Here is a 25,473-nt window from a genome sequence, read left to right as displayed (position 1 = left end):
CTCGTCCATCACGCGCGGAACCGGTAGAGCGCTGCGGGCTTCGAGGCCGTCCGCCGCACTCCCGGTGCCTTCTCCAGCACCCCATCCTCGATGAGCCGCGCCACCTTGCGGCGGAAGTTGCCCGGATCCTGCGGCTCGCCCTTCACCGCGGAGAACACCGCGCGCAGCTCCGGAATGGTGAAGGTCTCCGGCACCAGCGAGAACGCCAGCGTCGACGTGTCCAGCTTCTCCCGCATCCGCTCCAACGCCACCTGGAGGATGTCCTCGTGGTCGAAGGCCAGCGCGCCCTCGCGCAGCCCCGCCACCGGCTGCCAGCACGTCTCCGCCGCGTCTCCGCCCGCGCGCACCCGCCGTGCCAGATCTGGCCGCACCAGCGCGTAGTACGCCACCGAGAGCACCCTCATGCGAGGGTCCCTCCCCGGCCTGCCGAACGTGGCGAACTGCTCCAGCAACACGCCCTCCGTCCCCAGCCCCGTCTCCTCCTCCAGCTCGCGCGCCGCCGCCACGTCCAGGTCCTCGCCCTGGTCCTCCACCCCGTCCCCCACCCGCAGGAAGCCGCCGGGCAGCGCCAGCTTCCCCTCGAAGGGAGGCCCGCCCCGGCGCACCAGCAGCACGTTCAGCGCGCCGTCCACCAGCGTCAGGATGACCAGGTCCACCGCCACCGCCGGGCGCGCGTACGCAGCCAGCGTCTCGCGCGCCTGAAGGACTTCCGGCGCCCTCACACGTCCAGCGGGTCGGTGGTCCGCACCACCTTCATCCCCGCCTCCCGGAACGTCCGCATCGCCTCGTTGGCGACGCGCGGGAAGTCCAACCCCGGCGGCAATGGGTCCAACGGCGGCGCCGGCACCGGGCTCATCGCGTCCTCGAGGATGTGGATGCGCCCCATCTTCGAGCGGTCCGTCGCCTCGATGTGCTGCTTCAGGTCCAACAGCGTCGACAACACGCAGTGAGACTTCGCCTGCCCGAAGACGTACACCCGGTCGAACGTGAGCAGATGGTCGAAGAGCTCCTGGTTGAACTCGCCCACCTTGCGCCCCGACACCTCCGTCACCTCGGGCGCCAGCACCGAGTAGTTCTCCGTCAGCGGCTCCTCGCCCTTCTGCTCGAAGCGCGTCTGCGTGTCCCGCGCCACCGAGTGGAAGAGGCTCGCCTCCATCACCGACGGGAGCAGCGCGTGGCTCAGCCCTCCGAGCAGCGCGTGGTACGGCCACACCGTCAGCACGTACCTGCCCGTGGCCTCCAGGCGCTCGCAGTAGGCCAGGCTCTCCTCGGGGTGGCGCGTGGCCCGCCACTTCCCCGCCCGAATGTCCGCGGCCAGGATGGCCGTCATCGGCGCCGGCGGCCGGCCCTCCGCGTCCTGCCACCACGCCGGGTGGAAGATCTGGAAGACGCGGTGCGTGTCCAGCGAGAACACCAGCCCGGTGATGCGATCCAGGTGCGCGTACAGCCAGCGCAGCGTGCGCCGCGTGTCCTCCACCGCGCCCGGGACGAAGAGGCTCGCCTCGGGCTGGCAGAAAGCCACCTGCACGTCGATACCGAAGGCGGCGATGCGCACGCGGTCCTCGCTCGCCGGCCGGATCCGGTGCGTCGCCGCGTAGCGGCGGGCCTCCTCGGTCACCCGCGCGGCTCGCTCCAGGAACAGCGAACCCACGCGCTCGTCGTCATGGAATTCGGGAAGGGGCAACGGCATGACGTCCTCCAGGGAATTTCAAGAATGGTGCGCGGGGCCCTTCGGGAAGTGACGGTGGCGCAGCTCGTCCACCAGGGCCTGCGTGGCCGGCGTGTACGCGACACGGAGCTCCCCGGTACCGGGCGCGGGGATGGCGGCGGCGGCCTCGGGCGTGGTGCCGGAGAGCAGCTCGTAGCCCTCGGGCACCGGCTCGCCCTCCTGCCCGATGAGCCCGATGGGCCCCGAGCCGCTCCGGCGCCGGAACACCACCGGCACGCCCGGAATGCTCTGCTTGCCCTCGGCCAGCTCGTTGCCGAACTTCATCGTCGGCTGGTGACCCGTGCGCGCCAGCTTGTACACCGCCGCCACCCGGTCCCGCGTGTAGGGGCACGCCATGGTGCGCGCCACGATGAAGCCGCCGTAACCGTAGAACTGCTTCGAGGGCTCCCAGCCGAACTGCTGGCGCAGCTCCTCGAACTCGCGCGTGGCCTGCGCGTCCAGTCCGTCCTCCAGGATGAGCACCGGCTTGATGCCCTCCTCCTTCGCCCGCGACACCGCCTGCGTGTACTGCTTCTTCTTGTCTCCCGAGTCGAAGCGGATGGAGTCCCCCGCCTCCGGGTCCTCGTGAACGAGCCGGAAGGCCGACGGCAGGCCCGAGGCCAGCGTGTCATAGGTGTCCAGCAGGTAGCTGGAGCGCTCCGGCCGCCGCTCGCGGATGGCGCGGAAGGCCGCCTCGTCCGAGCCGTAGCGCTGCACGTGCTCGTGACCCATGGTGCCCACCGGAATCATCCCCAGCTTCCGCGCCAGCAGCACGTTGCTGGTGCGCATCACCCCGGCGTCCTTGCAGGCCCTCAGGGCGATCTCATGCTGCTCCAGGCACGTGGCCGCGCGCAGACCCACCTCGAAGATGCGGCTCGGGTCCTTCACCGCCTCCACCAGCTCGCGCACCACCGCCAGCACCCGCGCGTGGTAGCCCTCGGCGTCCACGGTGATGGGCACCGGCTTCACCCCCACCGCGTCCAGCGTCTCCAGGGCGATGCGCTTCTCCTCCTCGCACGACAGCACCGCGAGCGCCTTCGCCAGGGCCTCTCGGTCCGCCAGCGCCTGCGTGGCGATCTGGATGCGGAAGTTGAGCTGCAGCAGCAGCGGCTCCAGCCACGACACCATCGCCGAGGGTCCCGTCACCGAGAACACCGGCTCCCGCGCGTAGAAGCGCGTGCCCTTGGGCAGCGCCCGGATGACCAGCTTCTGCTTCTGCTGGATGGCCGCCTTGAAGCCCGCGCCCATCTCGTAGCTGTTGCGGGCCAGGTAGGAGTAGTCGCTCTCGACAGGCTCCGGGAGCAGGCCCCGCACGTAGGACTCGAGATCCAACGGCACGACCTGCTGCCCTCCCTTGCGATGTGAGTAGTAGAACGTCTCCCGGCGCAGCGGCCAGCCAGCCTCCGCCATGCTGAACTTGTAGCCGTCCGTCGCGAGCAGCGGACTCCCCATGGTGTGCCTCCCGCCGGGGAATCTAACGAGCGGAGAAAGAGTCGGCAATACTCTTTCTGACGTGGGGGTCGGGAAGGAGGCGAAGGGTGCTTGAATCGGCGCCGTGATGCCGGACTCCCGCCGACTGCTGCTCCCCCTCGTCCTCAGCCTCGGGCTGCACGCCGGGGTCTGGCTGTGGATGGAGGCGCGGCATTCCCCCCTCGAGGGGCCGCGGACGGCTCCGGTCCCCGCCCAGGCGACACTCCAGTTCGTCGAGGTGGACGTGGCGCCCCCGCCCGAGCCTCCGAGGCCCGAGCCTCCGAAGCCCGCGCCTCCGAGAGCCCCTCCGGCGAAGCCACCCCGCGCCCCGCCGCCCCCCGCGCGCGCCGAGACGAAGCCCCCGCCGGTCTCGCCGCCCACCCCCACCGAGGTCCCCGCCTCCACCGCGGGTGACATGCCCCTCGCGGACGCCCCCCGTGCCGAGGGTCTCCGCCCGGGCCCCTCGCGGCTCCTCCCCTCCCCCTCGCTGTCATGGAGCCCCGACAAGGGCGTCGACGTGCCGGACGCGGGCGTGCCCGTCCCCTCCACGCCGGAGGAGAAGGTGGCCGACCTGGTCATGGAGGGCGTGCGCCGCGGGAAGGTGGATCGCGGCCTGGTGCACCCCTACTTCTCCGACCTGGGCAAATCCCTGCTGAAGCACTGGGACGCCGAGCGCGCCGTCTCCGCCAAGGGCCTCCAGGGCTTCCTCCAACAGACCCGCGGCAATTCGAAGGAGTGGATGCGCGTCTGGTCGGATCGCGCCTCGGCCTACGCCAACACGGGCTCTCCGCTCGACACGGACACCCCGGAGGCCAACGACCGGCTACCGCCCGGGGGAGATCCCACGCTCGAGGCCCGCCGCTCCCTGCGCCGGCAGATGAAGGAGCAATTCCGGGCCACCCGCCGCGCCACCGTGCGTGTGGTGCAGGACACCGAGGGCCGATTGCTCAGCGTGGAGCTCGTCACCCCCAGCAACGACGCCCAGGTGGACCGTGAGGCGATCGCCGACATCCGCGCCGCCGCCGAGCGACTCCCCATTCCTCCACCCGAGGCCCTCCAGGGCCGCACGCGGCTCGTGAGCCTGTGGCAGATCGAGCTCATCGTCTCCATCAGTCCGCCCGTCCCCACACTCAGCGTCGAATTCGACGCGGAGATGAAGCTCACGGACATGCGGATGCCGCTCGACCGCCGGCTCTACAAGCGCGTGCGACTGCTCGAGGTGCGCTAGCCCTTGCGGCCACGGGACTTGCGCGCCGGAGCCTGGCCGTACACGCGCTGGTAGTCCTTCATGCTGCGCTTGATGACCTCGTGCGCCTCGGAGCGATCGTACATCTCGACGATCTCCACCGCGCGCTTGGCCTCACTGGGAATCTGCTTGTAGGTGAGGAAGTAGTGCTTGAGGCGCTCCACCAGCGTGGTCGGCAGCTGCGCGACGTGCTGCAGGGCCCCGAAGACGAGGTCCGACTCCAGCACGGCGATGATCTTGTCGTCGGCCTCGTCGCCATCGACCATGCGGAAGCCACCCACCGGCACCGCGCGAACCAGCAGCCCGCCGGCCGGAATCACCTTCTCCGTCAGCACGCAGATGTCGAGCGGATCCCCATCACCCTTGATGTCCCTGTTGCCGGTGCGCTCGGCGCAGCGCTTCGCCACCAGCTCGTCACAGAACGTCTGGGGGATGAACCCGTAGAGCGTGGGGCACTGGCTGGAGAACCGCTGCGGGCGGTCGATACGGAGGAGGCCCGACTCCTTGTCCAGCTCGTACTTCACCGTGTCGGTGGGGACGATCTCGATGTACGTGGTGACGACCTCGGGGGTCTCGTCGCCGGGGGCAATGCCGTGCCAGGGGTGTGCCTGGAAACTGTGGGTCTGCTGCTTCTTGGTGGCCATGTCACTTCCATCCCGAGTGCCATGCGCGCCCGGGGTCCTTCACTTCAGACGAATTCGTGCGCCGGAAAGAGGAGGACATCCGAAATGGCCTCCACACCCAGCAACAACATCAAGATACGGTCCAGCCCCACGGCGATCCCCGCCGAAGGCGGCATGCGGCCTACCGCGTCAAGGAACCGCTCGTCCAGTGGGTAGACGGATCTGCCCGTCACACGCCGGAATTCCTGTTCTTCCAGCAACCGAGCCCGCTGCTCCACCGCGTCCGTCAGTTCGGAGAAGCCGTTGGCCAGCTCCAGCCCCTTCGCGTACAGCTCCGTGCGCTCCGCCACCGAGGGCTCCCCCGGCTTGAGCCGCGCCAGCGAGGCCATGGAGGCGGGGTACTCCGTCAGGTAGGTGGGCCGCTCCCAACCCAACGTCCCCTCCACCTTCTGCAGGAACAGGTGGAAGAACACATCGTCGAAGCTGGTGGCGTCCCCGGTGCGCACCCCAGCCGCCTCCGCCGCCCGCTTCAGGGAGGGGCCATCCGCACAGGCCCTCAAGTCGATGCCCGTCGTCCGGAGCACCGCGTCCCTCACGGACAGCCGCTCATAGGGGGTGCGGGTGAAGAAGCCATCGCCGCCCACCGTCCGGTCCGCCTCCGCCAGCGCCCCCTCCAGGTCCGCCATGATGGCGTGGTAGTCCGCCCGGGGCCGGTAGAACTCCAGCATCGTGAACTCGGGGTTGTGGGTCCTCGAGACCTCCCCGTTCCTGAATACCTTGCAAATCTGGAAGATGGGACCCGCGCCATCGGCGAGCAGCCGCTTCATGGCGTACTCGGGGCTGGTGTGCAGATAGAGGGTGCGGCGCTGGCCCACGTCCGTCTCGGGCACGAAGGGCGACTCGAAGGCGGTGATGTGGGGCTCCATCCCCGGCGTGGGGACGAGCAGCGGTGTGTCCACCTCGAGGTAGCCGAGCTGGGTGAAGAAACGGCGGAGGGCTCCGTAGAGTGCCTGCCGGGCGGCGGCCGAGCGCCACTGGAGTTGATTGGGCATGAGCGGCGCGGAAGTTACATTGCGCATCCCATGCGCCCAAGGCTTCCCGCACTCGTCCTTCTCCTCGGTCTCAGCTCCCTCGGCGGGTGCGCCACGACAAAGTCCGCCGCTCCTCCGCTCACCGAGGAGCAGAAGCTGGCCGCCGAAGTGGCCCGGCTCGCCGCCGAGGCCGAGGACCTCCTCAAGTCGCAGGAACTGCTGGTGTGGCGCTTCTGGGCCGAGGGAGCCCGGGCGGACGTGGCCTCCACGTACGTCGGCAAGGAGGCGCTGTTCAGCCTCGACAACATCCGGAAGATCGATCAACTGCGCCAGCGCACCACGGACGCGCGCGAGCTGCGTGCCCTCACCGCGCTCCAGTCGCACTTCGCGGGCGAGTACCTGTCGCAGCAGCTGGCCGAGGTGAACGACGCCATCGCCAACCTGGAGGCGTCCCTGACCTTCCAGGTGGACGGCCGCGAGGTGCGTTGGCGAGACCTGGAGCGGCTGCTCGCCAACGAGCGCAGCGCACCGAGGCGCAAGGCCCTCTACGTCGCGGCCACGCCCGCGCTGGAGCGGCTCAACCCGCTCATCCACCGCCGCGAGGAGCGGACGGAGCAGCTGCTGCGCGAGCTGGGCTACACCTCGTACGAGGCCTTCGGCGGCGAGCTGCGGCAGGCGGACCTGGGCCGGCTGGGCCTGCTGGCCGAGGAGGTGCTCCAGGCCACCGAGGCGCCCTACAAGGAAGTGATGGAGCGGCTCGCCCAGCGCGAGCTGGGGATGCCCTTCACGAGCCTCACCCGGGCGGACCTGCCGCGGCTGTTCCGCCCGCGCGAGGTGGACGGCTTCTTCCCCAAGGGCGAGCTGCTGCTGCGCGCGCACGGCACCCTGGCGGGGATGGGCATCGACCTGGGCGAGATGAAGAACGTGCGCATCGACGCGCGCGACGACGTGAAGCGCAAGAACCCGCGCCCGCTGACGCTGGGAGTCGAAGTGCCCGAGGACGTGCGGCTGTCGGTACGGCCCGTCGAGGGCGCACTGGAGCAGGCGCGGCTGCTGCACGAGTTCGGCCACGCGCTGCACTATGCCTTCACGAAGGAGCCCCGCTTCGAGCTGGCCAAGCTGGGCAACCCCACCGTCACCGAGGCGTACGCGGCCCTCTTCGAGGACCTGTCGGAGGACCCGGTGTGGCTGGAGGAGCACGCGGGGCTGACGGGCAAGGACCGCGCCACGTACCTGGCGGCGACGAGCGCCCACAAGCTGTTCCTCATCCGCCGCGCCGCGGGCAAGTTGCTGTACCAGCTCGCGCTGCACCGGCAGCAGGAGGAGGACGTGGATCCCCGCGAGCTGTACAGGAGCATCCTCGAGCGCGTGGACGAGATGCCCGCGACGGACAACGACGTCGCGCGCTACCTGGTGGACCAGGAGGACTTCTTCCAGTCCGCGGACAACTTCCGCGCGTGGTTCCTCGCGGGCCAGCTCCAGGGCCAGCTCAAGGCGCGCTTCGGCCCGTCCTGGTGGCACGAGCCGGACGCCGGCAAGTTCCTCAAGGAGCTGTGGGCCCACGGCAACGCGCTCTCCGCCCGTGAGGTGGCCGAGGCCATGGGCGAGAAGGGCATTGCCCCGGACGTGCTGCTGCTGCGGCTCGGCGCCACCCTGGGCGTGCCCATCAAGCTGGATGTCCGCGAGGAGAGCGGGACCTCGAAGCCCACCGCCCCGGCCTCTCCGGAGAACACCCCGGTGGCCCCCGAGGCCCCGGCGCAGGAGCCCGCTCCGGCGGAGGCGCCCGTGACTCCTGCTCCCGAGCCCACTCCCGCCACTCCGGCTCCGGCTCCTACTCCGGCTCCTACTCCGGCTCCGACGGCTCCGCCCTCGGCCTCCAGGACCCAGGTCTCGAAGCTCAGCAAGACCCAGACCCGGCACGCCCGCTCCTCGAGGGCCACGACCTCCAGGAAGAAAGAGAGCGCCCGTCCGGAGCACGGACGGAAGACCCGGAGCAGCAAGAAGACCCACTGACTCCACTCGGTGGGGCGCCTGAAACACGAAGGCCCCCGCCCTGAACACGGACGGAGGCCTCGGGATACAACTCGTGGACTCCTCTACCCTCACCCCGTCCCTCTCCCAGAGGGAGAGGGGATGGGGCTACAGGAGCTTCATCAGCTCGGCGCGCTTGGTGTTGTACTCGTCGTCCGACAGCACGCCCGCGTCCTTCAGCTCCTTGAGCTCCTTCAGCCGCTGCGCCGGGCTGCGCGTGTCAGCCGGGGCCGCCGCCTGCGGAGGAGGCTGCTGCTGCGGGTGGTGCTGCTGCTGGTTCTGCTGGTTGGCGAACATCTGGGCCATTCCGAAGCCCATGCCCATCCCCATTCCCTGCAGCGCGCCATCCGAGCCGCCACCGCCCTTGGCCATGCCCTCGGACGCGCCCAGCATCGCCTGACCCTGCGCGTACTGCTGGAAACCACCCGCCAGACGCGAGTACGCCACGTCCTTCGACAGCTTCTTCAGCGTCGCCTCGTCCTCTTCCTTGATGCTGACGTGGAAGTTGCCCATCCGCACCACGGTGAGGCCGTAGGTGTCCACGTGGGGCTTGAGACCCGCGATGACCTCGGTCTCGATCTCCTCCGTGTACGCGCCGCTCGTCACGTCCAGCAGCGGCCAGCGCTTCTTCACCAGCAGCTCGGCGATGCGATCCCGCGTCACCTTGAGCACCTGGCCCTTGAACCAGCCCAGGAAGTCCGCGTTGCTCGTGCGGCCCATGCCCACCAGGCCCACCACCAGCTTCTCCGCCTCCGTCACCCGGATGGAGAAGTCGCCGTACACCATCGTCCCAATGCCCAGCCCCGTCTCCGGGTCGCGCACGTCACCGATGGGGCCGCCGAACTTCACGCCCGTGAACTCGCGCGTGGAGACGAAGAACACCTCGGAGATGAACAGGTTGCCGCCGGTGAAGCCCTCCACCAGGCGCGACAGGAACGGGATGTTGCTGGTGTCCAACTGGTGCCGCCCCGGCCCCAGCTTGCCCTCCACCTTCCCGTCCTTCACGAAGAGAGCGATCTCGTCGGCATCGACGGTGAGCTGGGTGAGCATCCGGATGTTCTTCTCCGGATACTTGTAGACAATCTCGCCCTTCGCCTCATCGGCGCGCGCGATGAAGTTGCGCTTCGCCTCGTCCTTGATTCCACCGAAGAATCCCATCGTGCTTTCGTCGCCTCCTAGAGACCGCGTCGACACCGGGAGCCCAACGCCGCCTACCCCTCTAACGCATAGCGACCGGGTCCATTGCATGCCCGCCGATCGCACTGCAACCGGCCTGCCCCCCGGAACATGCCAGAGGTTCCGCACCCTTGGCCAGTCAACCCGGTAGGGGAGCGTCCGCCCGGCTACCCCCAGCGGCTGATGAGGCGCTCGCGCTCCAGCAAACGGACGCTGACCCAGAGAAGCACCGCGTCAAGCAGCAACACCACCGCGCCCTGCAGGGCATAATAGCCTGGCCCGGCGTTCAGGAAACCGGCCACCTGTCCCGCTACCAGCCCCACGAGCGGCAATACCACCAGGGCGGAGAGCTGCTGGGCCGTGCGCGCATCGGCCACGCGCGCGGAGATGAGCACCGCCACACCGTTGCCGAAGAAGGCGAACAGCGGCGCCAGCACCATCACCCCGAAGAGCCACAGCATGTTGGGCATCAGGAGCCCCTGGCCCAACGGCCACGCCACCACGTCCACGCCCACGCACAGCAGCGCGAAGGCCACCCACGTAATCAGCACCGCGGGCACCAGCGAGGCCAGGCTCTTGCCCGCCACCAGTTCCACCGCCGTCACCGGCGAGGCCAGCAACGGCTCCAGAGTGCGCCGCTCCTTCTCCCCCGCCACGCTCTGCGAGGAGATGAGGATGGGGACGAACACCGGCATCACCAGGAACATGCCGAACCAGTCCAGCAGCGTGCGCTCCACCAGGAAGCGCCCCGCGTTGGCGCCCAGGGGCAGGCTCGGATCGTAGTAGAGCGCGAGCACCCGCAGGTTGGTGTCGTTCGGATCCCTCACGTAGGTCCAGACGACGATCATCGGCACCACCACCAGCACCATGGGCAGCGCCGCCATGGCCAGCAGCAGCGACGGGTTCCTGCGCAGATCCAGGAAGTCCTTCCAGAAGACGGCCAGCGCGCGACGGGAATGGAACGCCATGCTCAGACCCTCCCCTCGCGGATGAGCTCCAGGTAGACCTCCTCGAGCGGACGCTGGGCCGGCACCGCGCTGTGCACACGCGCTCCCGCGCCCACCAGACACGCCACCACGTCCGGGGCGTGCGACTCGTCCTCCAGCATCACCCGCAGCCGCGCGCCCTCGGCGAGCACGTTGGGGGCGAAGGGCAGCGCCGCCAGCGCCGGGACGAAGCGCTCGGCCCCGCCCTCCACCTTCACGTCCAGCGCGCTGCCCGCTCGCCGCAATTCCTTCAACGGGGCCATCGCCAGCAACCGTCCCTTCACCACCGCCACCCGCGTGCACAGCCGCTCCACCTCGGCCAGGTTGTGCGAGCACAGCACGATGGTGCGCCCCTCCGCCGCCAACTCCGCCACCGCGTCACGCACGGTGCGCGCCGACTCCGGATCCAACCCGCTCGTGGGCTCGTCCAGGAAGATGACCTTGGGGTCGTGCACCAGCGTGCGCACGATGGCCAGCTTCTGCCGCATGCCCTTGGAGAAGCTCCCGCAGGGGTCGTTCTCCCGGCCCGCCAGCCCGAAGCGCTCCAGGTAGGCGAGGGCACGTGGCCAGGCCTCGCGCTCGTCCAACTCGTGCAGCTTCATGAAGAAGCGCAGGTTGTCGCGCGCGCTGAGCCGCTCATAGAGCCCGGGTTGCTCGGTGAGCAGGCCCACCACGCGGCGCAGCGACTCGCCATCCGTGCGCACCGAGTGGCCCCAGACGCGCGCCTCGCCCTCCGAGGGCTGGAGGAGCCCGGTGAGCATGCGCACCGTGGTCGTCTTCCCCGCGCCGTTGGGCCCGAGCAGGCCGAACACCTCGCCCGGGCGGACGTCGAAGGTCAACCCCTCCACCGCGGTGCGCGCACCGAAGCGCTTGGCGACCCCCTGGACGGAGATGCCGCTCAATCGATGCTCACCAGGACGAACTTGTTGTTGATGTCGCGGTCGATGACGGTGATGACCTTGTCGGTGCCCGCGGCCTGCCGCAGCACGCCGAGCCGGTTGTGCTCCACCAGGGCCCACTCGCGGCCGGGCTGCGACACGAAGGGCTTGAGCTTGCCCGGCTCGCGGATCTGCTTCACCTGGTTGCGCGAGTAGAAGGTCTCTCCGCGCCAGTTCATCATGAAGGCGGTGATGGGCTCGTCCGGCTTGCGCTGGGCGTAGTAGCGCCAGAACAGGTCTCGCTGCGTCCAGTGGTGGGACAGGTCCACCCAGTGGCCCCAGTTGAACCAGAGGGCGAAGCCGGCCGCGAGCGCCCAGAAGGTGCCGTACAGCATCACCCGGGCGCGCTGCAGCGCCGCCACCACGGCCAGGCCACCGGCCACGGTGAAGACGAAGCCCAGGGCCATCTTCACGTTGACGGGCGCGGACAGGGACTTGAGGAGCGAGTCGCTCGCCACCGGGGCGCGGAAGCCACGCACGGCGGACATCGCGCCCACCAGCAGCAGGGCCGAGGCGAAGAGCCACAACGACGTGCGCGCGTCCACCGGCGCCCGGTAGGCCTGCCACGCCACCCAGGCGCCCACGAGGAACAGGGCCACGCCCATCAGCGGCGTGGCGGGCACCCCGCGCATGGCCATGGGCACGAGGAAGGCGCCGCCCACCGCCAGGCACAGCAGCGCCACCGCGCGCGCGTACACCGAGGAGCCGGACTTCGCCTGGAACACACCCACCGCGAGGTAGGCGCCCACGCAGAGCAGCACCAGCGTCACCAGGTCCCCCACCCACAGCGGGCGGGAGGCGAACATGGCGATGGGCTTGGTGACGAGGTCGAAGGGGTAGGGCCGGTCGTAGTTGTAGACGAAGAGGTCGGTGAAGTTCTTCGGGTTGTTGGCCAGGTCATGGCCCACGAGGATGAAGAGGACGAGCCCGAAGACGAGGCTCATCACGTGGGCGGAGATGCCCTCCTCCCACAGCTTGTTCACGAAGAGGGCGATGAGGACGGCCAGGCCCGGCAACACCGGGAAGACGTAGTGGTGGAACTTGGTGGCCGAGGAGGCCAGCAGGGTGAAGGAGAAGGCCACCCACAGCGCGGCGATGAGGGCCAGGTGGTCCGCCTTGTCACTCGAGCGGGGCCGCAGCCGGGACACCAGCGCGAAGGCCCCCGGCACCAGCGCCACCCAGGGGAAGATGCCGAAGCCCCCCTGCTCGATGAAGTAGATGAAGGTGCCGCCCGGCGTGGTGGTGTGCACGCCCGCGCTCAGGCGGTTGAGGTGGTCGTGGATGAAGAAGCGGTACCAGAAGAGCTTGCCCTCGTCGTCCACGCCGTCGAAGAGGCTCAGCACCAGGTACCAGGGCACGGCCACCGCGCAGAACACGAGGATGCCGGTGCCCAGCTTCATCTTGTACATCTGCCCCCACAACACCGGCATGGGCTGCTTGCCCTCGCGGACCTCGGCGCGGAAGGAGCCCTCCAGCAGCCAGCGCAGGTGCGCGTTGAGGCTCGCCGCGTCGTAGGGGATGACGGCGAAGAGCGCGTAGAGGACGAGGATGACGGCCGGCAGGCCCACGCCCAGCAGACCCTTGGCCAGGGTGGACAGGCCCGCGAAGACGTAGAAGGCGTACCACCAGCCGGCGCGGTGCTTCGTGGTGTCGTCGAGCTGGCCGATGATCGCGCACGCCATGGCGCACACCAGCGTGGTGACGAAGGGCGTGTCCGTCACCGTTTGCCGGGTGAGCAGGAAGTAGAGCGGCATGGTGGCCAGCACGAAGCCCGTGGCCAGGCCCGCGCGCCGGTTCACCACGCGCGCCACCGCCATCGACAGCAGCGACACCGCCGTGATGCTCAGCAGCGCGAAGGGGATCCGCATGCCCCACTCGGTGTAGAGCCCCAGCGCGCCCTCGCTGCGCATCGCGCCCACCACCTGCATCCCCAGCGCCTGCATCCACATGGTGAGCGGTGGCTTGGAGAAGAACCACGCGTTCTCCCAGAAGGGGAACACGTAGTCGCGGCGCTGGATCATCTCGCGACCCACCTCGCCGTAGTGTGGCTCCCAGCAGTCCCACAGGCCCACCGCGCCCAGGTAGGGGATGAAGAGCAGTGCCGCGAAGGCGGCCGTCGCCAGCGCCACGCGCAGCGACGGCTCCAACGCCATCCAGCGCTTCGCCCATGACTCCTGGTGGATGCCCTTGCCGAGGATGGCCTCGGTGAAGGTCTGCGGCTCCTGCTCAGCTCCGTTGCTCGACACGGGGAAACACGCCTCCATCCGCATGGGCCCACGCGCCTGGCGCGGGTCGCGGCCTTATATCCCTGCCTCCCGCTCCGGTCGACCTCCGCCGGAGCCCGGCGCCGAGCAGTCTGCCGCGCATCGTGCCCGGAACTGCACATCCATCTGCACATCGCCCCCCTCGCCGGGTCGCTCACCGGGCGAGGGCATGTGTCTTGACTCCCAACGCTGTCTCGCCGCCCCCACGCATGAGCTGGACGTGGATGGCACGGAAGAGCGATCGCCCCCTCGAGCGCGTCCTGCTGCCCCAGCCGCGGCAAGGGCACGCCGTGGATCAACACCCACCGGCTGCTCGTCACCGAGGCCCGGAGTGGCACCGCCCTGAGGGCCTGGAGCGCGCGTCTGGGAGGGGCCGGAGAACCATCAGGCGCACGACGGCTCGCCTGGTGCACGCACCGTACCATTCCCTCCATTCTCACCCCCGAGGTGGGCAGCGGCGTCCCGCCCCCATCAGGTCCTCCTTATATGCGGGGCATCCTGAGCGGGCTCGCGGCCATCTGTCCGATAGACAACCGACCCCCGCAGGCTCCTTCCTGCGGGAAAATCCCTGTCATTTGGGGTGGATGCCCTCCTTGAGATGCTCAGGGGCGTTCTGCTATAGCTGTAAGGGGACCCAACCCGTGCTGAAGCTCATCATCGAAGACGACGAGGGGCGAAAGACTGTAGTCCCCTTCGTGCGGGACGAGATCACGATCGGTCGTCAGGAGGGAAACACCATCCGCCTGACCGAGCGAAACGTGTCGCGTCGCCATGCACGCCTGGTGCGCCAGAACGGGCACGTACTGGTGGAGGACCTGGGCAGCTACAACGGGGTGCGCATCAACGGTGAGCGCATCCAGGGGCATGCCCAGCTCGCGGACGGAGACCTCATCCAGATCGGCGACTACGACCTGGCCGTGCAGCGCGAAGCCGCCGCCCAGCCCCCACCCCAACCTCCGCCCCAGCCGCAGCATCAGGTAGGCGCGCCCACCATCCGGCTGCCCGCGGCGGCCCTGCAGGCCGCCATGGACGAGCTGCAGGCCAAAGCCGCCCAGACGGAGCCGGACGTCCCCGCCGCCCGCCACGAGGAGGAGGAGGAAGAGGACGAGGCGCCCACACCCACTCCGTCCGAGCAGCGCCGCAACTCCACCGCGGTGATCCGGATGGATCAGGTGGAGATGAACCGGCCCCGCAGGGTGTCCCCGGTGGACGCGGCGGAAGCCCCGCACCTGTTGGTGGTGAGCGCCGAGCTCAAGGGGCAGGAGTTCGCCTGCCTCCGCACGGAGGTGCGGATCGGCCGCACCGACGACAACGACATCACCATCGACCACCGCTCGCTGTCGCGCACGCACGCCAAGATCGTCCGCGAGGACTCGGGCGAGTGGCGCATCATCGACATGCAGTCGGCCAACGGGATGGCCGTCAACGGTGAGAGCTACGCGCAGGCGCCGCTCTCGCACGGAGACCTCATCGAGCTGGGCCACGTGAAGCTGCGCTTCATCGGCCCGGGCCAGAGCGCCGAGGGACTGACGCACGAGGGGACTTCCAAGGGATCGAAGAAGGGGCTCGTGCTGGCCCTCGTGGGCTGCGTCCTGCTCGGCGTGGGCGGAGGCGTGGCCTGGTTCCTCCTGGGAGAGACCCCCGCCACCCCCGTTGTCCCGCCCCAGCCGGTCGCGGTGGAGAAGAAGCCACGGCAGGCGCAGCCGTCCAATCCGGCGCAGGCGCGCCAGGAGCCGGCATCCGGCGCGGAGAAGCAACCCGCCGGGTCCTCCCTCCCCATCGAGGAGAAGCTCCAGAGCGCCCGGGCCGCCATCGACGCGCGTGACTTCGACACGGCGGTGGCCACGCTCGAGTCCGTCCAGGACGCCAAGGGCCAGCGCCCCACCGAGGCCGAGGAACTGCTGAAGCAGGCCCGGGCCGAGCAGGAGTCGAAGCACAACATCGACCAGGCGCAGAAGGAGTTCGACGCGAACCGGCTCCCGGAGGCCCAGAAGTACCTCGAGGCCTCCGAGGGCACGCTCGCCTTCGCCGAGGAGCACACCGCGCTCAAGGAAAAGGTGGAGGCCGCGCTCGAGACGTCGGCGAAGTCCGGTACCAGCAAGCCTCCCGCGGGTGGCACGGCAACGGGCACGGCGCGCCGCCCCTCCACGGAGCAGCAGGTCAAGCAGCTCTACGACGATGGCGTGACGCTGGTGCGCAAGCAGCAGCTTCCCGAGGCCGAGTCCGTCCTGAAGAAATGCATCGCCCTCGAGCCCAACTACGCGCCCTGCTATCTCGCACTGGGCGCGACGGTGGCCCGGCGCAAGCGTCCGGACGAAGGCGCTCAGTACTACCGCGAGTTCCTACGACTCGCGCCCGACCATGAGATGGCCGCTGGCGTGAAGAAGCTGGTTGCCGACTACGAGAAGAGTCAGAAACAACCGGGAGGTGGCAAGTAGCCCGGAAGAGCGCCGCGCACGCCACCCCCCTGGCGTGTGCGGCTTCCCGGGCTGCGGGCCCCCGCCCCTCACACGAGGAGAAGATTCGTGCAGATTCGTATCCTGGTGGTCGACGATGAGCAGGACAACTGCGACTACCTGAAGCTCGTCCTCATGCGCGAGGGCTATGACGTCGTCACCACGACGGATCCCACGAAGACGGTGGAGATCCTCCGCAGCGCCGACTTCCACCTCGTCATCCTGGACATGATGATGCCGGTGATGTCCGGCACCGAGGTCCTGGAGCACATCCGCAAGTACGACACGGACGTCGCCGTCATCGTGGCCACCGCCTACCCGACGGTGGACACGGCCGTGGCCTCGCTGAAGAACCAGGCCAGCGACTACGTGAAGAAGCCCATGGAGCCGGATCAGTTCCTCGGCGCCGTGCGCAACGCGCTCGCCAAGAAGGGCCTGTCGCAGGATCCCGAGGCCGACCTGCACCGCGCCATCGGCCGCACCATCCGCGACGCGCGCAAGACGCAGGACCTCACCCTCAAGCAGCTCGCGCGCCGCACCGGCCTGTCCGTGTCGCTGCTGTCGCAGATCGAGCGCGCCGAGTCCTCGGCCTCCATCTCGTCGCTGTACAAGATCGCCTCCGCCCTGCAGCTGCGGATGGGCGAGCTCTTCGGCGATACCTGAGCCGCCGTCAGGGGGCGGCCCGCCTCACTGGCCGCGAAAGCGGGGCGTGCGTTTCTCCAGGAACGCCGCCCTGCCCTCCCGGGCGTCCTCGCTGGCGAAGGCCCGGGCCCGCACCTCGCGCAGGTGCGCCCGCTCCGCGTCGGACAGCGCCGCCCGCGTGAGCAACCGGAAGGTCTCCTTCATCCCCGCCACCGCCAGGGGCGCCTGCGCGGCGAGCGTCCGGCACAGCTCCAGGGCGCGCGTCTCGGCGTCCGCGGCCGGGAGGCACTCGTCCAACAGGCCCCAGGCCAGCGCTTCCTTCCCATCCAGCCGCCGAGCGGTGAGGAAGAGATTCTTCGCGCGGGCCACGCCCACCAGCCGGGCCGTGCGCGTCAGCCCGTCCGGCGAGTAGACGATGCCCAGCCGCGCCGGGGGCATGCTGAAGACGACGTCTTCCGCTCCCACCCGGAAGTCACACGCGGCCGCCAGATCGAAGCCCGCTCCGAAGGCCCACCCCTGCACCAGCGCGACGCTGGGCAGCGGGAGCGACTCCAGTCGCGAGAAGCACGCCATCAGCCCGTCATCCGGCAGGCGGTCCTCGGTGGGCGCCGCCAGCAGGTTCAGGTCATAGCCCGAGCAGAAGGTCCCTCCCGCTCCCCGGATGAGCACGGCGCGCACCTTGCCGGGAGCCGAGGCCAGCGCCTCGTCCAGCCGGGCCACCAGGCTGTCGTCGAGCGCGTTGCGCCGCGCCGGGTTGGACAGGGTGAGGACCCGGACACCGTCGTCCCGGTCCTCGACGAGCAGGGAGGATGGCTGCACCGCGCGCGTCCCGCTCTACCCGAGCACCACGAGGACGTCGCCCTCGTTGACCGGCTGGGACTCCTTGCAGCGGATCTCCTTCACCGTGCCGCTCTCGGGCGCCTCGACCGGCATCTCCATCTTCATGGACTCGAGGATGACGAGCGTGTCCCCCGCGGAGACCGCCTGTCCGACCTGCACCTCGATCTTCCACACCGTCCCGGTGATGTGCGCCGCCACGTCCGCCATCGCTGTGCTCCTCCTGGAGTGCTGCGTGTTGTGCGTCCCCTACTTACGGCTTCGCGTGGTGCTCCAGGAAGCGCGTGTTCAGGTCCCCCGCGCGGAAGACAGGCTCCTGCAGAATGCGCAGGTGCAGGGGGATGTTCGTCTTGATGCCCTCGATGCGGAAGCCCTGGAGCGCCTGGATGGAGCGCTCGATGGCCTCGGCGCGCGTGGCGCCCGAGACGATGAGCTTGGCGATCATCGGATCGTAGTTCGGCGTGACGGTGTTGCCCTCGGCGTAGCCCGAGTCCAGGCGCACGCCCTCGCCCGTGGGCGGCTGGTACACCTTGAGCGGGCCCGGCGAGGGGAAGAACTTCACGGGGTCCTCCGCGTAGATGCGGAACTCGAGCGCCGCCCCACGCCGCTTCACGTCCTCCTGCTTCACGGTGAGCTTCTCGCCAGCGGCGATGCGCAGCTGCCAGCCGATGAGATCCAACCCCGTGGTCAGCTCCGTCACCGGGTGCTCCACCTGGAGCCGGGCGTTCATCTCGATGAAGTAGATGTCGCCATCCGAGTAGAGGAACTCCACCGTGCCGGCATTGGCGTAGCCGAAGGCCTTGGCCGCGGCGATGGCCGCCGTGAAGAGCTTCTGCGACAGCTCCGCGTTGCGCCCGTCGGCGAACAGCGGCGAGGGAGCCTCCTCCACCACCTTCTGGTGCCGGCGCTGGATGGAGCACTCGCGCTCCAGGCAGTGGATGAGGTGACCGTGGTGATCCCCGAGGATCTGCACCTCGATGTGGCGCGGAGCCGGGAAGTAGCGCTCGATGTACACGCCCTCGCGGCCGAAGGCGGCCTTCGCGCGGTCCGTGCACTGACGGAAGACCTTCTCCAACTCGGCGGCGTCCTTCGCCGCGGCCATGCCGATGCCACCGCCACCGCCCGCGGCCTTGCAGAGCACCGGGTAGCCGATGCGCTCGGCGGCGGCCAGCGCGGAGGCCACGTCCGGGAGCACGTCCTCGGTGCCGGGGACGATGGGCACGCCCGCGGCGGCCACCAGCTTGCGCGCCTGGCTCTTGTCCTTCATCCGCAGCATGGCCTCGGGCGGCGGACCCACGAAGGTGATGCCGGCGGCCTTGCAGGCGGTGGCGAAATCCGCGTTCTCCGAGACGAAGCCGTAGCCGGGGTGCACCGCATCCGCGCCGGTGGACCTCGCCGCCTCGAGAATGGCGGGGATGTTCAGGTAGCTGTCCTTGGCGGCGGCGGGCCCGATGCGCACCGCCTCGTCCGCTTCGCGCACGAAGGGCAGCTCCGCGTCCGCATCCGAGTACACGGCCACGGTGGAGATCCCCATCCCCCTGGCCACGGTGTTGATCCGCCGGGAAATCTCACCCCGGTTGGCGATGAGCAGCTTCTTGAACATGGCTCGCAACCCCTCCGCTGTGAGGCGAGGGAACCTAAACCCCCACCTGCGACCTGACAAGGAGACAACGCACCTCCGGCCGGGAAGTTGCGGGCATGTAGGTAAATGGCGTAGCGTCCCTGGCCGTGAAGCCCTCCACGACAGGAACAGTGGTGGATCTCCAGGGCGCGCGCCACGAGCGGCGGCTGGAGATGTACCGGGCGCGAGTCACCGAGCGCCTTCGCACCAACCGCACGGCAGTCGAGGCCCTCTATCAGGGAGGCAGCCTCTTCTCGCCCCAGGGGACCCGCACCGGCCGGGCCCTGCTCCGAGCCCATCAACTGCTACAGCGCGCGAGCTCCCTGCTGGAGCAGCTCTCCGGCGACGGAGTGGTTCCCGCCCCGCGACTGCCCGAGCGCATCGACGAGGTCTACCGCGAGCTGGACACGCTGCTCTCGCGCAGTGATGCCCTCTCCGGGCGCCACCACCGGGCGGCGAGCGTGGCCCGCCTCCCCGGGCGCTAGCTCGGCGAGACCCCAGCCCTCGCGGACCGGGGCCCCCGCCTCACGGCATCTCCGTCTGACCCTGGCGGCGCAGGAAGGTGGGGATGTCGAACTGATCCTCGTCCAGGGGCAGCGCCGCGTCCTTCACCACCGCGGTGCGGCCGGACAGCGAGCGGCTCTCCACCGAGGGCATGGAGCGCACACCCGCCTTGGCGGGCACCAGGCTGGCCACCTCCTCGCGCGCCACGTTCAGCGACACGGGCGAGGGACGGGTGACGACCGGCACCTGCACCACCTGAGCCGGCTGACGCACCTTCGCATCGCGCGACACGAAGCCCGTGGCGATGATGGTGATCTTCACCTCGTCCTGGATGTTGTCGTCGATGAGCGAGCCGAAGATGATCTCCGCGTCCGGATCGGCCGCGTCGTGCACCAGCGTGAGCGCCTCGTTGACCTCCTGGAGGGTCATGTCGCGGCCGCCCGTGATGTTGATGAGCAGGCCGGTGGCGCCGTCGATGGAGATGTCCTCGAGCAGCGGGCTGGAGATGGCCTGCTGCATGGCGTTGAGAGCGCGCTTGTCGCCGGAGGAGTGGCCGGTGCCCATGAGCGCCAGGCCCTTGTCGCTCATGATGGTCTTCACGTCGGCGAAGTCCACGTTGATGTAGCCGTGGTACTGGATGAGGTCGGAGATGCCCTGAACGGCGTTGAGGAGCACCTCGTCGGCGCGCTTGAAGGTCTCCAGCAGCGGCATGGGCGCGTTGCTGAGCGTGAGCAGCCGCTGGTTGGGGATGGTGATGAGGGTGTCCACCGCGGCCTTGAGCTCCACGAGGCCCTGCTCCGCCTGCTTGCGGCGCTTGTTGCCCTCGAAGAGGAAGGGCTTGGTGACCACGCCCACGGTGAGGCAGCCCAGGCTCTTGGCGATGTCCGCGATGATGGGAGCCGCGCCCGTACCGGTGCCGCCACCCATGCCGGCGGTCACGAAGACCATGTCCGCGCCCTCGAGCATGGAGGCGATCTGATCGCGCGACTCGAGCGCGGCCTCGCGGCCCATCTCCGGGTTGGCGCCGGCGCCCAGGCCCTTGGTCAGGGTCTGACCGATCTGCAGCCGCACGGGAGCCTTGTTCGCAGCCAGGGCCTGAACATCCGTATTGGCGGCGATGAAGTCGACCCGCTCAAGCTTCGCCATGATCATCGTGTTGACCGCGTTACAGCCAGCGCCACCGACGCCGACGACACGAATCTTTGCGGCCTGCTTGTTCTGGTCGAACTGGTCCATGTGGTTCCTTCTTTCAGCGCAGGCCACGCGTGCCCGCGCGCGCACCTGCAATCGCCATCTTCAGCAAGTCGCGATCTTTGGCAAGTTCTCAGCTACGAACATGTAGCGCTACGTCGCGACGCCAAGTCGTCACAGGCACTTACGCGGAAGCACCACGGCGCTTCCGTGCGGCGCGGTGGGTGCATCACGCCTCTTGACTCGCGCGATGAGGTCTCTTCACGCGACCTCACGCACGCTTCGTGCCACGACAACGGGCTCATGGCCAGCCTGGTCGCGCTCCACGCGAAGACGCTGTTCCTGATGGACAGCGTGATCCAACCGCAGATCCAGCGCGCCGAGCTGCGCGACTTCGCCCAGGTGGCCCGCGGGCAGGTGCAGCAGCACCTCAACACCGCCGTCCCCATCCAGCAGGACCTCTCGCCGAGCCCGTGAACGGAGCGCGTCAGGCCGCCTCGATGACTCGGGACGCGCCGCGCGAGGCCTGCCGGTCCTCGACGACGAACGGCTCACACGGCAGGCCCTGCTCGTCGCGGAACGACAGGTGGAAGCGCAGCACCTTCCGCGCCTCGCCATGGGCGCAGTAGTCGGTCCCGCTCCGCCACGCATGGAGATAGAGGGAGTACAAACCTTCGCCCTCCTTCACCAACGAGGGGTGTCCCGGACCGTTCCACGCCCCTCCCAACGCGGGGCTCGCGCTGTCCATCAGCAGACGTTCGTCCCGGACCAGGCCGCGCAGGACGTCATCGAGCTTGCCCACGTAGGTGTGGTACTCGTGGTTGCCGAAGAAGCCGGCGCTGTAGATGACGTAGAGCTGCCCGTTCTCCCGGACGAAGAACTGTCCCTCGACGAGCCCGCCATGATGGGGGCCGTCGGTGAGAATGACGTTGGGAGAACCAACGAAGTGGAGCGTCCCGTCCGGCCCGAGCGTGAACTCCCGCGCGACCAGCGGCGTCGGGACGGTGCGCGACCGGCCCGTGCACGGCTCCACCCAGCGCAGGGCGTTGCCGTCCACCTTGACCACCAGGGCCTGACGCTCGCGCCCCGTGCCGTCCTCGATGGGCACCACGGTCCCGTCGATGGTACCCAGCACCGGGTTGTCCCCGGCGGGCCCGCCCGGGTAGTCGGGGACGAGCTCCTTCACGCGCGGGTTGACGTCCAGCGGCCCGTGGTCCGTCCAGGGGCCCTCGATGGAGCGGCTCGTGGCGTAGGCACTGCGCAGCACGCCCTGTCGGTCGCGCGCGGTGTAGAAGAGGACCAGCTGCTCTCCGATTTCGAAGATCTCCGGCGCCCAACGTGCGAGCAGGAGATCCTCGGGAAGGTCCGGCTCGGTCGGCACCGGCTCGCCCTGGTTCCACCACGCGGGCAGCTGGCCCTCGGGGAACACGGCCAGGAGATGCCCCTCCTTCTCGGCGGCCTCGAACCGCGCCCGGTCCTCATGCCACCGGTAGAGCCGGAAGGCATAGGGGCGATTGCTCGAGGTGGCGATGAGCCACAACCCCTGCGTCTCCGGCCCTCCCGGGCTCGTGTCCGACAGCCGCAGGACATACGGGTCCGGCATGTTGTCGGCGAGGAGCGACTCGGGCACCAGGGCTGGCCGCGCGAGGAGCGCACCGAGCGTCAAGCTCGTTCCGGGAGCGTCGACCACGAAAGGCGCGGGCAGGGTCGACGCGAGCGTGTTGTGCTTCTGGGGGAGAGCAGACGGCCGAGGGGCAGAAGGAACAGGAGCGGGCTTCTGCTCGAAAGGGTCGGGCGGCATCGGATCCAGGGCAGAGGTGACGGCAGCGGAAACCGGATGTGCCTCCGAACCCATTCCGAAAATGACTCGACAGCGGAGCAGCCCGTGCGCCCGGGTGGTGGGCAGCCGGCCTGACGGCCCAAGATGCTTCAGTGCCAGCGCGCGTGCCGCCTCGTCAGAGGAGCCGCTCATGCCCCACCGAGGATGTCCTCATGCCGCGTGCTCCGCGGACACACTCGCGCATTGCGCGGTCATGGCGAGGCGAACATCCTGGGCCGTCACTCTCGACCGGAGGCCCGCTCTCATGAACCCGCGCTTCGTTCCCCTGGTGCACGCCCTCGCGGCGCTCGTCTTCCACGCCGCCCTGGGCTGCGCGCATGCGCCAGGCCCGACCGCATCTCCCCCCGTGGTGGTCCTGGAAGGCGCACACGTGTTCGACGGCGATGCCGTGAGCGGACCGATGACCGTGGTGCTCGAGGGCGAACGCATCCGCGCCGTGGGGCCTCGCGGCTCGCTTCAGGTCCCGGCCGGAGCGCGCGTGGTCGACTACTCCGGCAAGACGCTCATCCCGGGGCTGATCGCGGCGCACTCCCACGTCGGCAACGTCTCGGGCGTGGAAACGGGGCGGCGTTTCTATACCCGTGAGAACATCACCCGGCAGCTGGCCCGGTACGCCGAGTACGGTGTGACGACCGTCAACTCTCTGGGCCTGAACCCGCCCCTGTTCTACTCCCTGAAACGAGAGCTGAACGGCAACGCCAGCGGTGCGGACCTCTACGGCGCGGGGCCGGGAATCGGAGCGCCCCTGGGCACGCCGCCTGCGCGAGGCATGGGCCTCGAGGACGACCAGGTCGCGCGTCCCGAAACGCCCGAGGCCGCGCGCGCCGCGGTCCAGGACATGGCCAGGCAGGGAGCCGACATGGTGAAGCTGTGGGTCGACAGCCTGGGCGGCTCGGTCCCCAAGCTGAGCCCCGACATCTACCGCGCCGCCATCGACGAGGCGCACCGCCAGGGCCTGCGGGTCTTCGCTCACATCCACGACCTCGATGACGCCAAGGCGCTGGTCGAGGCGGGTGTCGATGTGCTCGGCCATGGGGTGAGGGATGCGCCGGTGGATGACGCCTTCGTCCAGGCCATGAAGGCGCGCGGCGTCTGGTACATCGCCACCATCAACCTGGACGAGGCGAACTACCTCTACGCCGAGCACCCGTCCTGGATGGACGAGCCCTTCTTCCGCGCCGCGGTGGACCCAGCCCTGCAACGCCGCTTCGATGACGCCACGTGGCGGCGCGAGACGCTCGCCAGCACGGGCACCGAGAAATCGCGGAAGGCGGTGAAGCTCAACCAGGAGAACCTGCGCACCCTGCACCAGGCCGGTGTGAGGATCGGCTTCGGCACCGACTCGGGCGCCATGCCCCAGCGCATCCCCGGTTTCGCCGAGCACCGCGAGCTCGAGCTGATGACCCAGGCCGGCCTGACTCCCGCCCAGGCCCTGCGTGCGGCGACACGCGACTCGGCCGAGCTGCTGGGCTTGAAGGACCGGGGCGCCATCGCGCCGGGCCTGGTGGCGGATCTCGTGGTGCTGGACGCGGACCCAACCCAGGACATCCGCAACACCCGGGCCATCCATGCCGTCTGGCGGCGCGGCGTCCAGGTGACCCGCCCCGCCGCTCCGCTCGACGGGCAGACCGTCAGACCTCGATGACGACCTTGCCGAAGTGGGCGCCATCCCGGAGGTAGCGCAACGCCTCGCGCGCCTCCTCGAAGGGGAAGGTCCGGTCGATGACGGGCTTCATCCGGTGCTGGAGGATGAGCCGGTTCATGTCCTCGAACATGACGCGGCTGCCCACGAAGATGTTCTCGATCTGGAGATTCTTCGACTCGGCGACGGAAGGGTCGGGCTTGCCGAAACTCCCGCTGAGCAGGCCGATGAGGGCGATGTGCCCACCGGAGCGTGAGGCGCGGATGGACTTCGGGAGCGTCTGCGCGCCGCCCACCTCGATGACGTGGTCCACGCCCTTCCCTCCCGTCAACTCCAGGACCTTCTCCTCCCAGTCGGGGTTCTTCTTGTAGTTGACGGTCCCCTCCGCGCCGAGCGCCCGGGCGCGCTCCAGCTTCTCGTCCTGGCTGGAGGTGATGATGACGCGCGCTCCCAACAGCCGGGCCAACTGGAGCGCGAAGATGGAGACGCCACCCGTGCCCTGGGCCAGCACCGTCTGACCCGCCTGGAGCCGGCCCTGGGGCACCAGCGCGTTCCACGCCGTGACCGCCGCGCAGGGCAACGTGGCTCCGTCCTCGAAGGAGAAGTGCTCCGGCAGGTGCACGAGCCCCTCCGCATCCAGGGCGACATACTCCGCCAGCACGCCGTCGGTGCTCCCCGCGCCGAGCGCCTTGTCCCGCAGATCCGCCGTGGGCTCACCGCTCGTCCAGGTCTGGAAGAAGGTAGGGGCCACGCGGTCGCCGGGCTTCACGCGGGTGACCCCCGCCCCCACCGCGACCACCTCACCGGCCCCGTCCGACACCGGGATGATGGGACGCGAGGTGGGCCCCATGTAGCGCCCCTCCACGATGAGCAGGTCCCGGTAGTTCAGGGACACCGCCCGGATACGGACCAGGGCCTGGCCCGGGCCGGGCCTGGGCTCGGGCCTCTCCACCTTCACCCAAGCGTCGATGCCACCCGTCTTCTGCAGCTCATACGCCTTCATGCGCAGCACTCCTGTCGCGTGAACGAGGTGCCGCGCTGACTAGCGAAGGCTCCCGGGCCCCGCCACAGAATCCCCTCGTCCAGGCATGGAGGGCTCCCACGACAGGGCTCTACCGAACAGGCGGGTGCCAACGGCTTGACGCATGCACCCCCACCGAGCCGACTCCTTCCGCGTTTGGGCCAACAGTGCCCCTGAACTTTGGTATGCCAGCCTCGCTGACTCGCTCGTTGAGTCCTGCGCGGTGCCATTTCCCCCTGGCGAACA

The 25,473-nt window shown here is 69.4% G+C and carries 22 protein-coding genes; 7 read left to right on the top strand and 15 right to left on the bottom strand.

The features are described from left to right. Positions 1 to 8 precede the first annotated feature (8 nt). From JQX13_RS28390 to JQX13_RS28380, 3 genes are read right to left on the bottom strand one after another with little or no spacing between them, the layout of a single operon-like run. Positions 9 to 722 (bottom strand): NUDIX hydrolase, encoded by a 714-nt coding sequence (locus tag JQX13_RS28390; protein WP_203402612.1) that lies wholly within the window; start codon positions 720 to 722, stop codon positions 9 to 11. Next, positions 719 to 1,690 (bottom strand): nicotinamidase, encoded by a 972-nt coding sequence (locus JQX13_RS28385; RefSeq protein ID WP_203402611.1) that lies wholly within the window; start codon positions 1,688 to 1,690, stop codon positions 719 to 721. The genes JQX13_RS28390 and JQX13_RS28385 overlap by 4 nt, the downstream gene beginning before the upstream one ends. 18 nt (positions 1,691 to 1,708) lie before the next feature. Then, the gene (locus tag JQX13_RS28380; protein ID WP_203402610.1) at positions 1,709 to 3,160 is read right to left on the bottom strand and encodes a nicotinate phosphoribosyltransferase; all 1,452 of its coding nucleotides are present in this window, start codon (positions 3,158 to 3,160) and stop codon (positions 1,709 to 1,711) included. A gap of 106 nt (positions 3,161 to 3,266) precedes the next feature. On the opposite strand from JQX13_RS28380, the gene JQX13_RS28375 reads away from it, so the two are divergent. Then, positions 3,267 to 4,406: an energy transducer TonB family protein gene (locus JQX13_RS28375; protein ID WP_203402609.1), complete on the top strand. Its 1,140-nt coding sequence runs from the start codon at positions 3,267 to 3,269 to the stop codon at positions 4,404 to 4,406. Here the strand turns inward: JQX13_RS28375 and JQX13_RS28370 are convergent. After that, a complete protein-coding gene (locus JQX13_RS28370; protein ID WP_203402608.1) occupies positions 4,403 to 5,068 on the bottom strand; it encodes an inorganic pyrophosphatase in 666 nt (221 codons plus the stop codon). The two genes, JQX13_RS28375 and JQX13_RS28370, sit on opposite strands and share 4 nt — an antisense overlap. Before the next feature lie 44 nt (positions 5,069 to 5,112). Then, positions 5,113 to 6,099 (bottom strand): EF-P lysine aminoacylase EpmA, encoded by a 987-nt coding sequence (epmA, locus tag JQX13_RS28365; RefSeq protein ID WP_203412247.1) that lies wholly within the window; start codon positions 6,097 to 6,099, stop codon positions 5,113 to 5,115. A gap of 30 nt (positions 6,100 to 6,129) precedes the next feature. Here epmA and JQX13_RS28360 point away from each other — a divergent pair, with 30 nt between their 5' ends. Then, a complete protein-coding gene (locus tag JQX13_RS28360) occupies positions 6,130 to 8,091 on the top strand; it encodes a chromosome segregation protein SMC (RefSeq protein WP_239013908.1) in 1,962 nt (653 codons plus the stop codon). Between the two features lie 126 nt (positions 8,092 to 8,217). Here the strand turns inward: JQX13_RS28360 and JQX13_RS28355 are convergent, their stop codons facing one another. The 4 genes from JQX13_RS28355 to JQX13_RS28340 all read right to left on the bottom strand — a co-directional run bounded on the left by JQX13_RS28355 (position 8,218) and on the right by JQX13_RS28340 (position 13,455). Further along, positions 8,218 to 9,267: an SPFH domain-containing protein gene (locus JQX13_RS28355; protein WP_203402607.1), complete on the bottom strand. Its 1,050-nt coding sequence runs from the start codon at positions 9,265 to 9,267 to the stop codon at positions 8,218 to 8,220. A gap of 185 nt (positions 9,268 to 9,452) precedes the next feature. Next, positions 9,453 to 10,253 carry an ABC transporter permease subunit gene (locus JQX13_RS28350; protein WP_203402606.1) on the bottom strand — a complete coding sequence of 267 codons (801 nt, stop codon included), beginning with the start codon at positions 10,251 to 10,253 and terminating at the stop codon, positions 9,453 to 9,455. A gap of 2 nt (positions 10,254 to 10,255) precedes the next feature. Beyond that, positions 10,256 to 11,173 (bottom strand): ABC transporter ATP-binding protein, encoded by a 918-nt coding sequence (locus tag JQX13_RS28345; protein WP_203402605.1) that lies wholly within the window; start codon positions 11,171 to 11,173, stop codon positions 10,256 to 10,258. Continuing rightward, positions 11,170 to 13,455: a glycosyltransferase family 39 protein gene (locus JQX13_RS28340; RefSeq protein ID WP_430384105.1), complete on the bottom strand. Its 2,286-nt coding sequence runs from the start codon at positions 13,453 to 13,455 to the stop codon at positions 11,170 to 11,172. Before JQX13_RS28340 ends, JQX13_RS28345 begins: the two co-directional genes overlap by 4 nt. A gap of 659 nt (positions 13,456 to 14,114) precedes the next feature. Between JQX13_RS28340 and JQX13_RS28335 the strand changes: the two genes are divergently transcribed. Then, complete coding sequence (locus tag JQX13_RS28335; protein ID WP_203402603.1) at positions 14,115 to 15,911, top strand: FHA domain-containing protein; 1,797 nt, start codon at positions 14,115 to 14,117, stop codon at positions 15,909 to 15,911. 87 nt (positions 15,912 to 15,998) lie between these two features. Then, positions 15,999 to 16,592, top strand: coding sequence for a response regulator (locus JQX13_RS28330; RefSeq protein WP_203402602.1), 594 nt, complete (start codon positions 15,999 to 16,001; stop codon positions 16,590 to 16,592). Between the two features lie 24 nt (positions 16,593 to 16,616). Here the strand turns inward: JQX13_RS28330 and JQX13_RS28325 are convergent, their stop codons facing one another. The 3 genes from JQX13_RS28325 to JQX13_RS28315 are packed head-to-tail and all read right to left on the bottom strand — an operon-like array spanning position 16,617 to position 19,011. Further along, positions 16,617 to 17,390: an enoyl-CoA hydratase/isomerase family protein gene (locus JQX13_RS28325; protein ID WP_203402601.1), complete on the bottom strand. Its 774-nt coding sequence runs from the start codon at positions 17,388 to 17,390 to the stop codon at positions 16,617 to 16,619. 15 nt (positions 17,391 to 17,405) lie between these two features. Then, positions 17,406 to 17,618 carry a biotin/lipoyl-binding carrier protein gene (locus JQX13_RS28320; protein ID WP_203402600.1) on the bottom strand — a complete coding sequence of 71 codons (213 nt, stop codon included), beginning with the start codon at positions 17,616 to 17,618 and terminating at the stop codon, positions 17,406 to 17,408. Between the two features lie 43 nt (positions 17,619 to 17,661). After that, complete coding sequence (locus JQX13_RS28315; RefSeq protein WP_203402599.1) at positions 17,662 to 19,011, bottom strand: acetyl-CoA carboxylase biotin carboxylase subunit; 1,350 nt, start codon at positions 19,009 to 19,011, stop codon at positions 17,662 to 17,664. A gap of 125 nt (positions 19,012 to 19,136) precedes the next feature. Between JQX13_RS28315 and JQX13_RS28310 the strand changes: the two genes are divergently transcribed. Continuing rightward, positions 19,137 to 19,514, top strand: coding sequence for a hypothetical protein (locus tag JQX13_RS28310; RefSeq protein WP_239013907.1), 378 nt, complete (start codon positions 19,137 to 19,139; stop codon positions 19,512 to 19,514). A 40-nt stretch (positions 19,515 to 19,554) separates the two neighbouring features. Here JQX13_RS28310 and ftsZ read toward each other — a convergent pair whose 3' ends face one another. Further along, the gene (ftsZ, locus tag JQX13_RS28305) at positions 19,555 to 20,769 is read right to left on the bottom strand and encodes a cell division protein FtsZ (protein ID WP_203402598.1); all 1,215 of its coding nucleotides are present in this window, start codon (positions 20,767 to 20,769) and stop codon (positions 19,555 to 19,557) included. A gap of 258 nt (positions 20,770 to 21,027) precedes the next feature. Between ftsZ and JQX13_RS28300 the strand changes: the two genes are divergently transcribed. Further along, positions 21,028 to 21,201 (top strand): hypothetical protein, encoded by a 174-nt coding sequence (locus tag JQX13_RS28300; protein WP_203402597.1) that lies wholly within the window; start codon positions 21,028 to 21,030, stop codon positions 21,199 to 21,201. 10 nt (positions 21,202 to 21,211) lie between these two features. On the opposite strand, the gene JQX13_RS28295 is transcribed toward JQX13_RS28300, so the two are convergent. Continuing rightward, on the bottom strand, positions 21,212 to 22,390 hold the full coding sequence (locus JQX13_RS28295; RefSeq protein ID WP_203402596.1) for a xylosidase: 1,179 nt from the start codon (positions 22,388 to 22,390) through the stop codon (positions 21,212 to 21,214). A gap of 418 nt (positions 22,391 to 22,808) precedes the next feature. Here JQX13_RS28295 and JQX13_RS28290 point away from each other — a divergent pair, with 418 nt between their 5' ends. Next, positions 22,809 to 24,209 (top strand): amidohydrolase family protein, encoded by a 1,401-nt coding sequence (locus tag JQX13_RS28290; RefSeq protein WP_239013906.1) that lies wholly within the window; start codon positions 22,809 to 22,811, stop codon positions 24,207 to 24,209. Here the strand turns inward: JQX13_RS28290 and JQX13_RS28285 are convergent. Further along, positions 24,196 to 25,209 (bottom strand): zinc-dependent alcohol dehydrogenase family protein, encoded by a 1,014-nt coding sequence (locus tag JQX13_RS28285; protein ID WP_203402594.1) that lies wholly within the window; start codon positions 25,207 to 25,209, stop codon positions 24,196 to 24,198. The genes JQX13_RS28290 and JQX13_RS28285 overlap by 14 nt on opposite strands. Positions 25,210 to 25,473: the final 264 nt, after the last annotated feature.

This window comes from Archangium violaceum, from assembly GCF_016859125.1.
Lineage (GTDB): Bacteria > Myxococcota > Myxococcia > Myxococcales > Myxococcaceae > Archangium > Archangium violaceum_A.
Note: the sequence above shows the minus strand (reverse complement) of the source record. Positions and strands in the feature narration are given on the sequence as shown.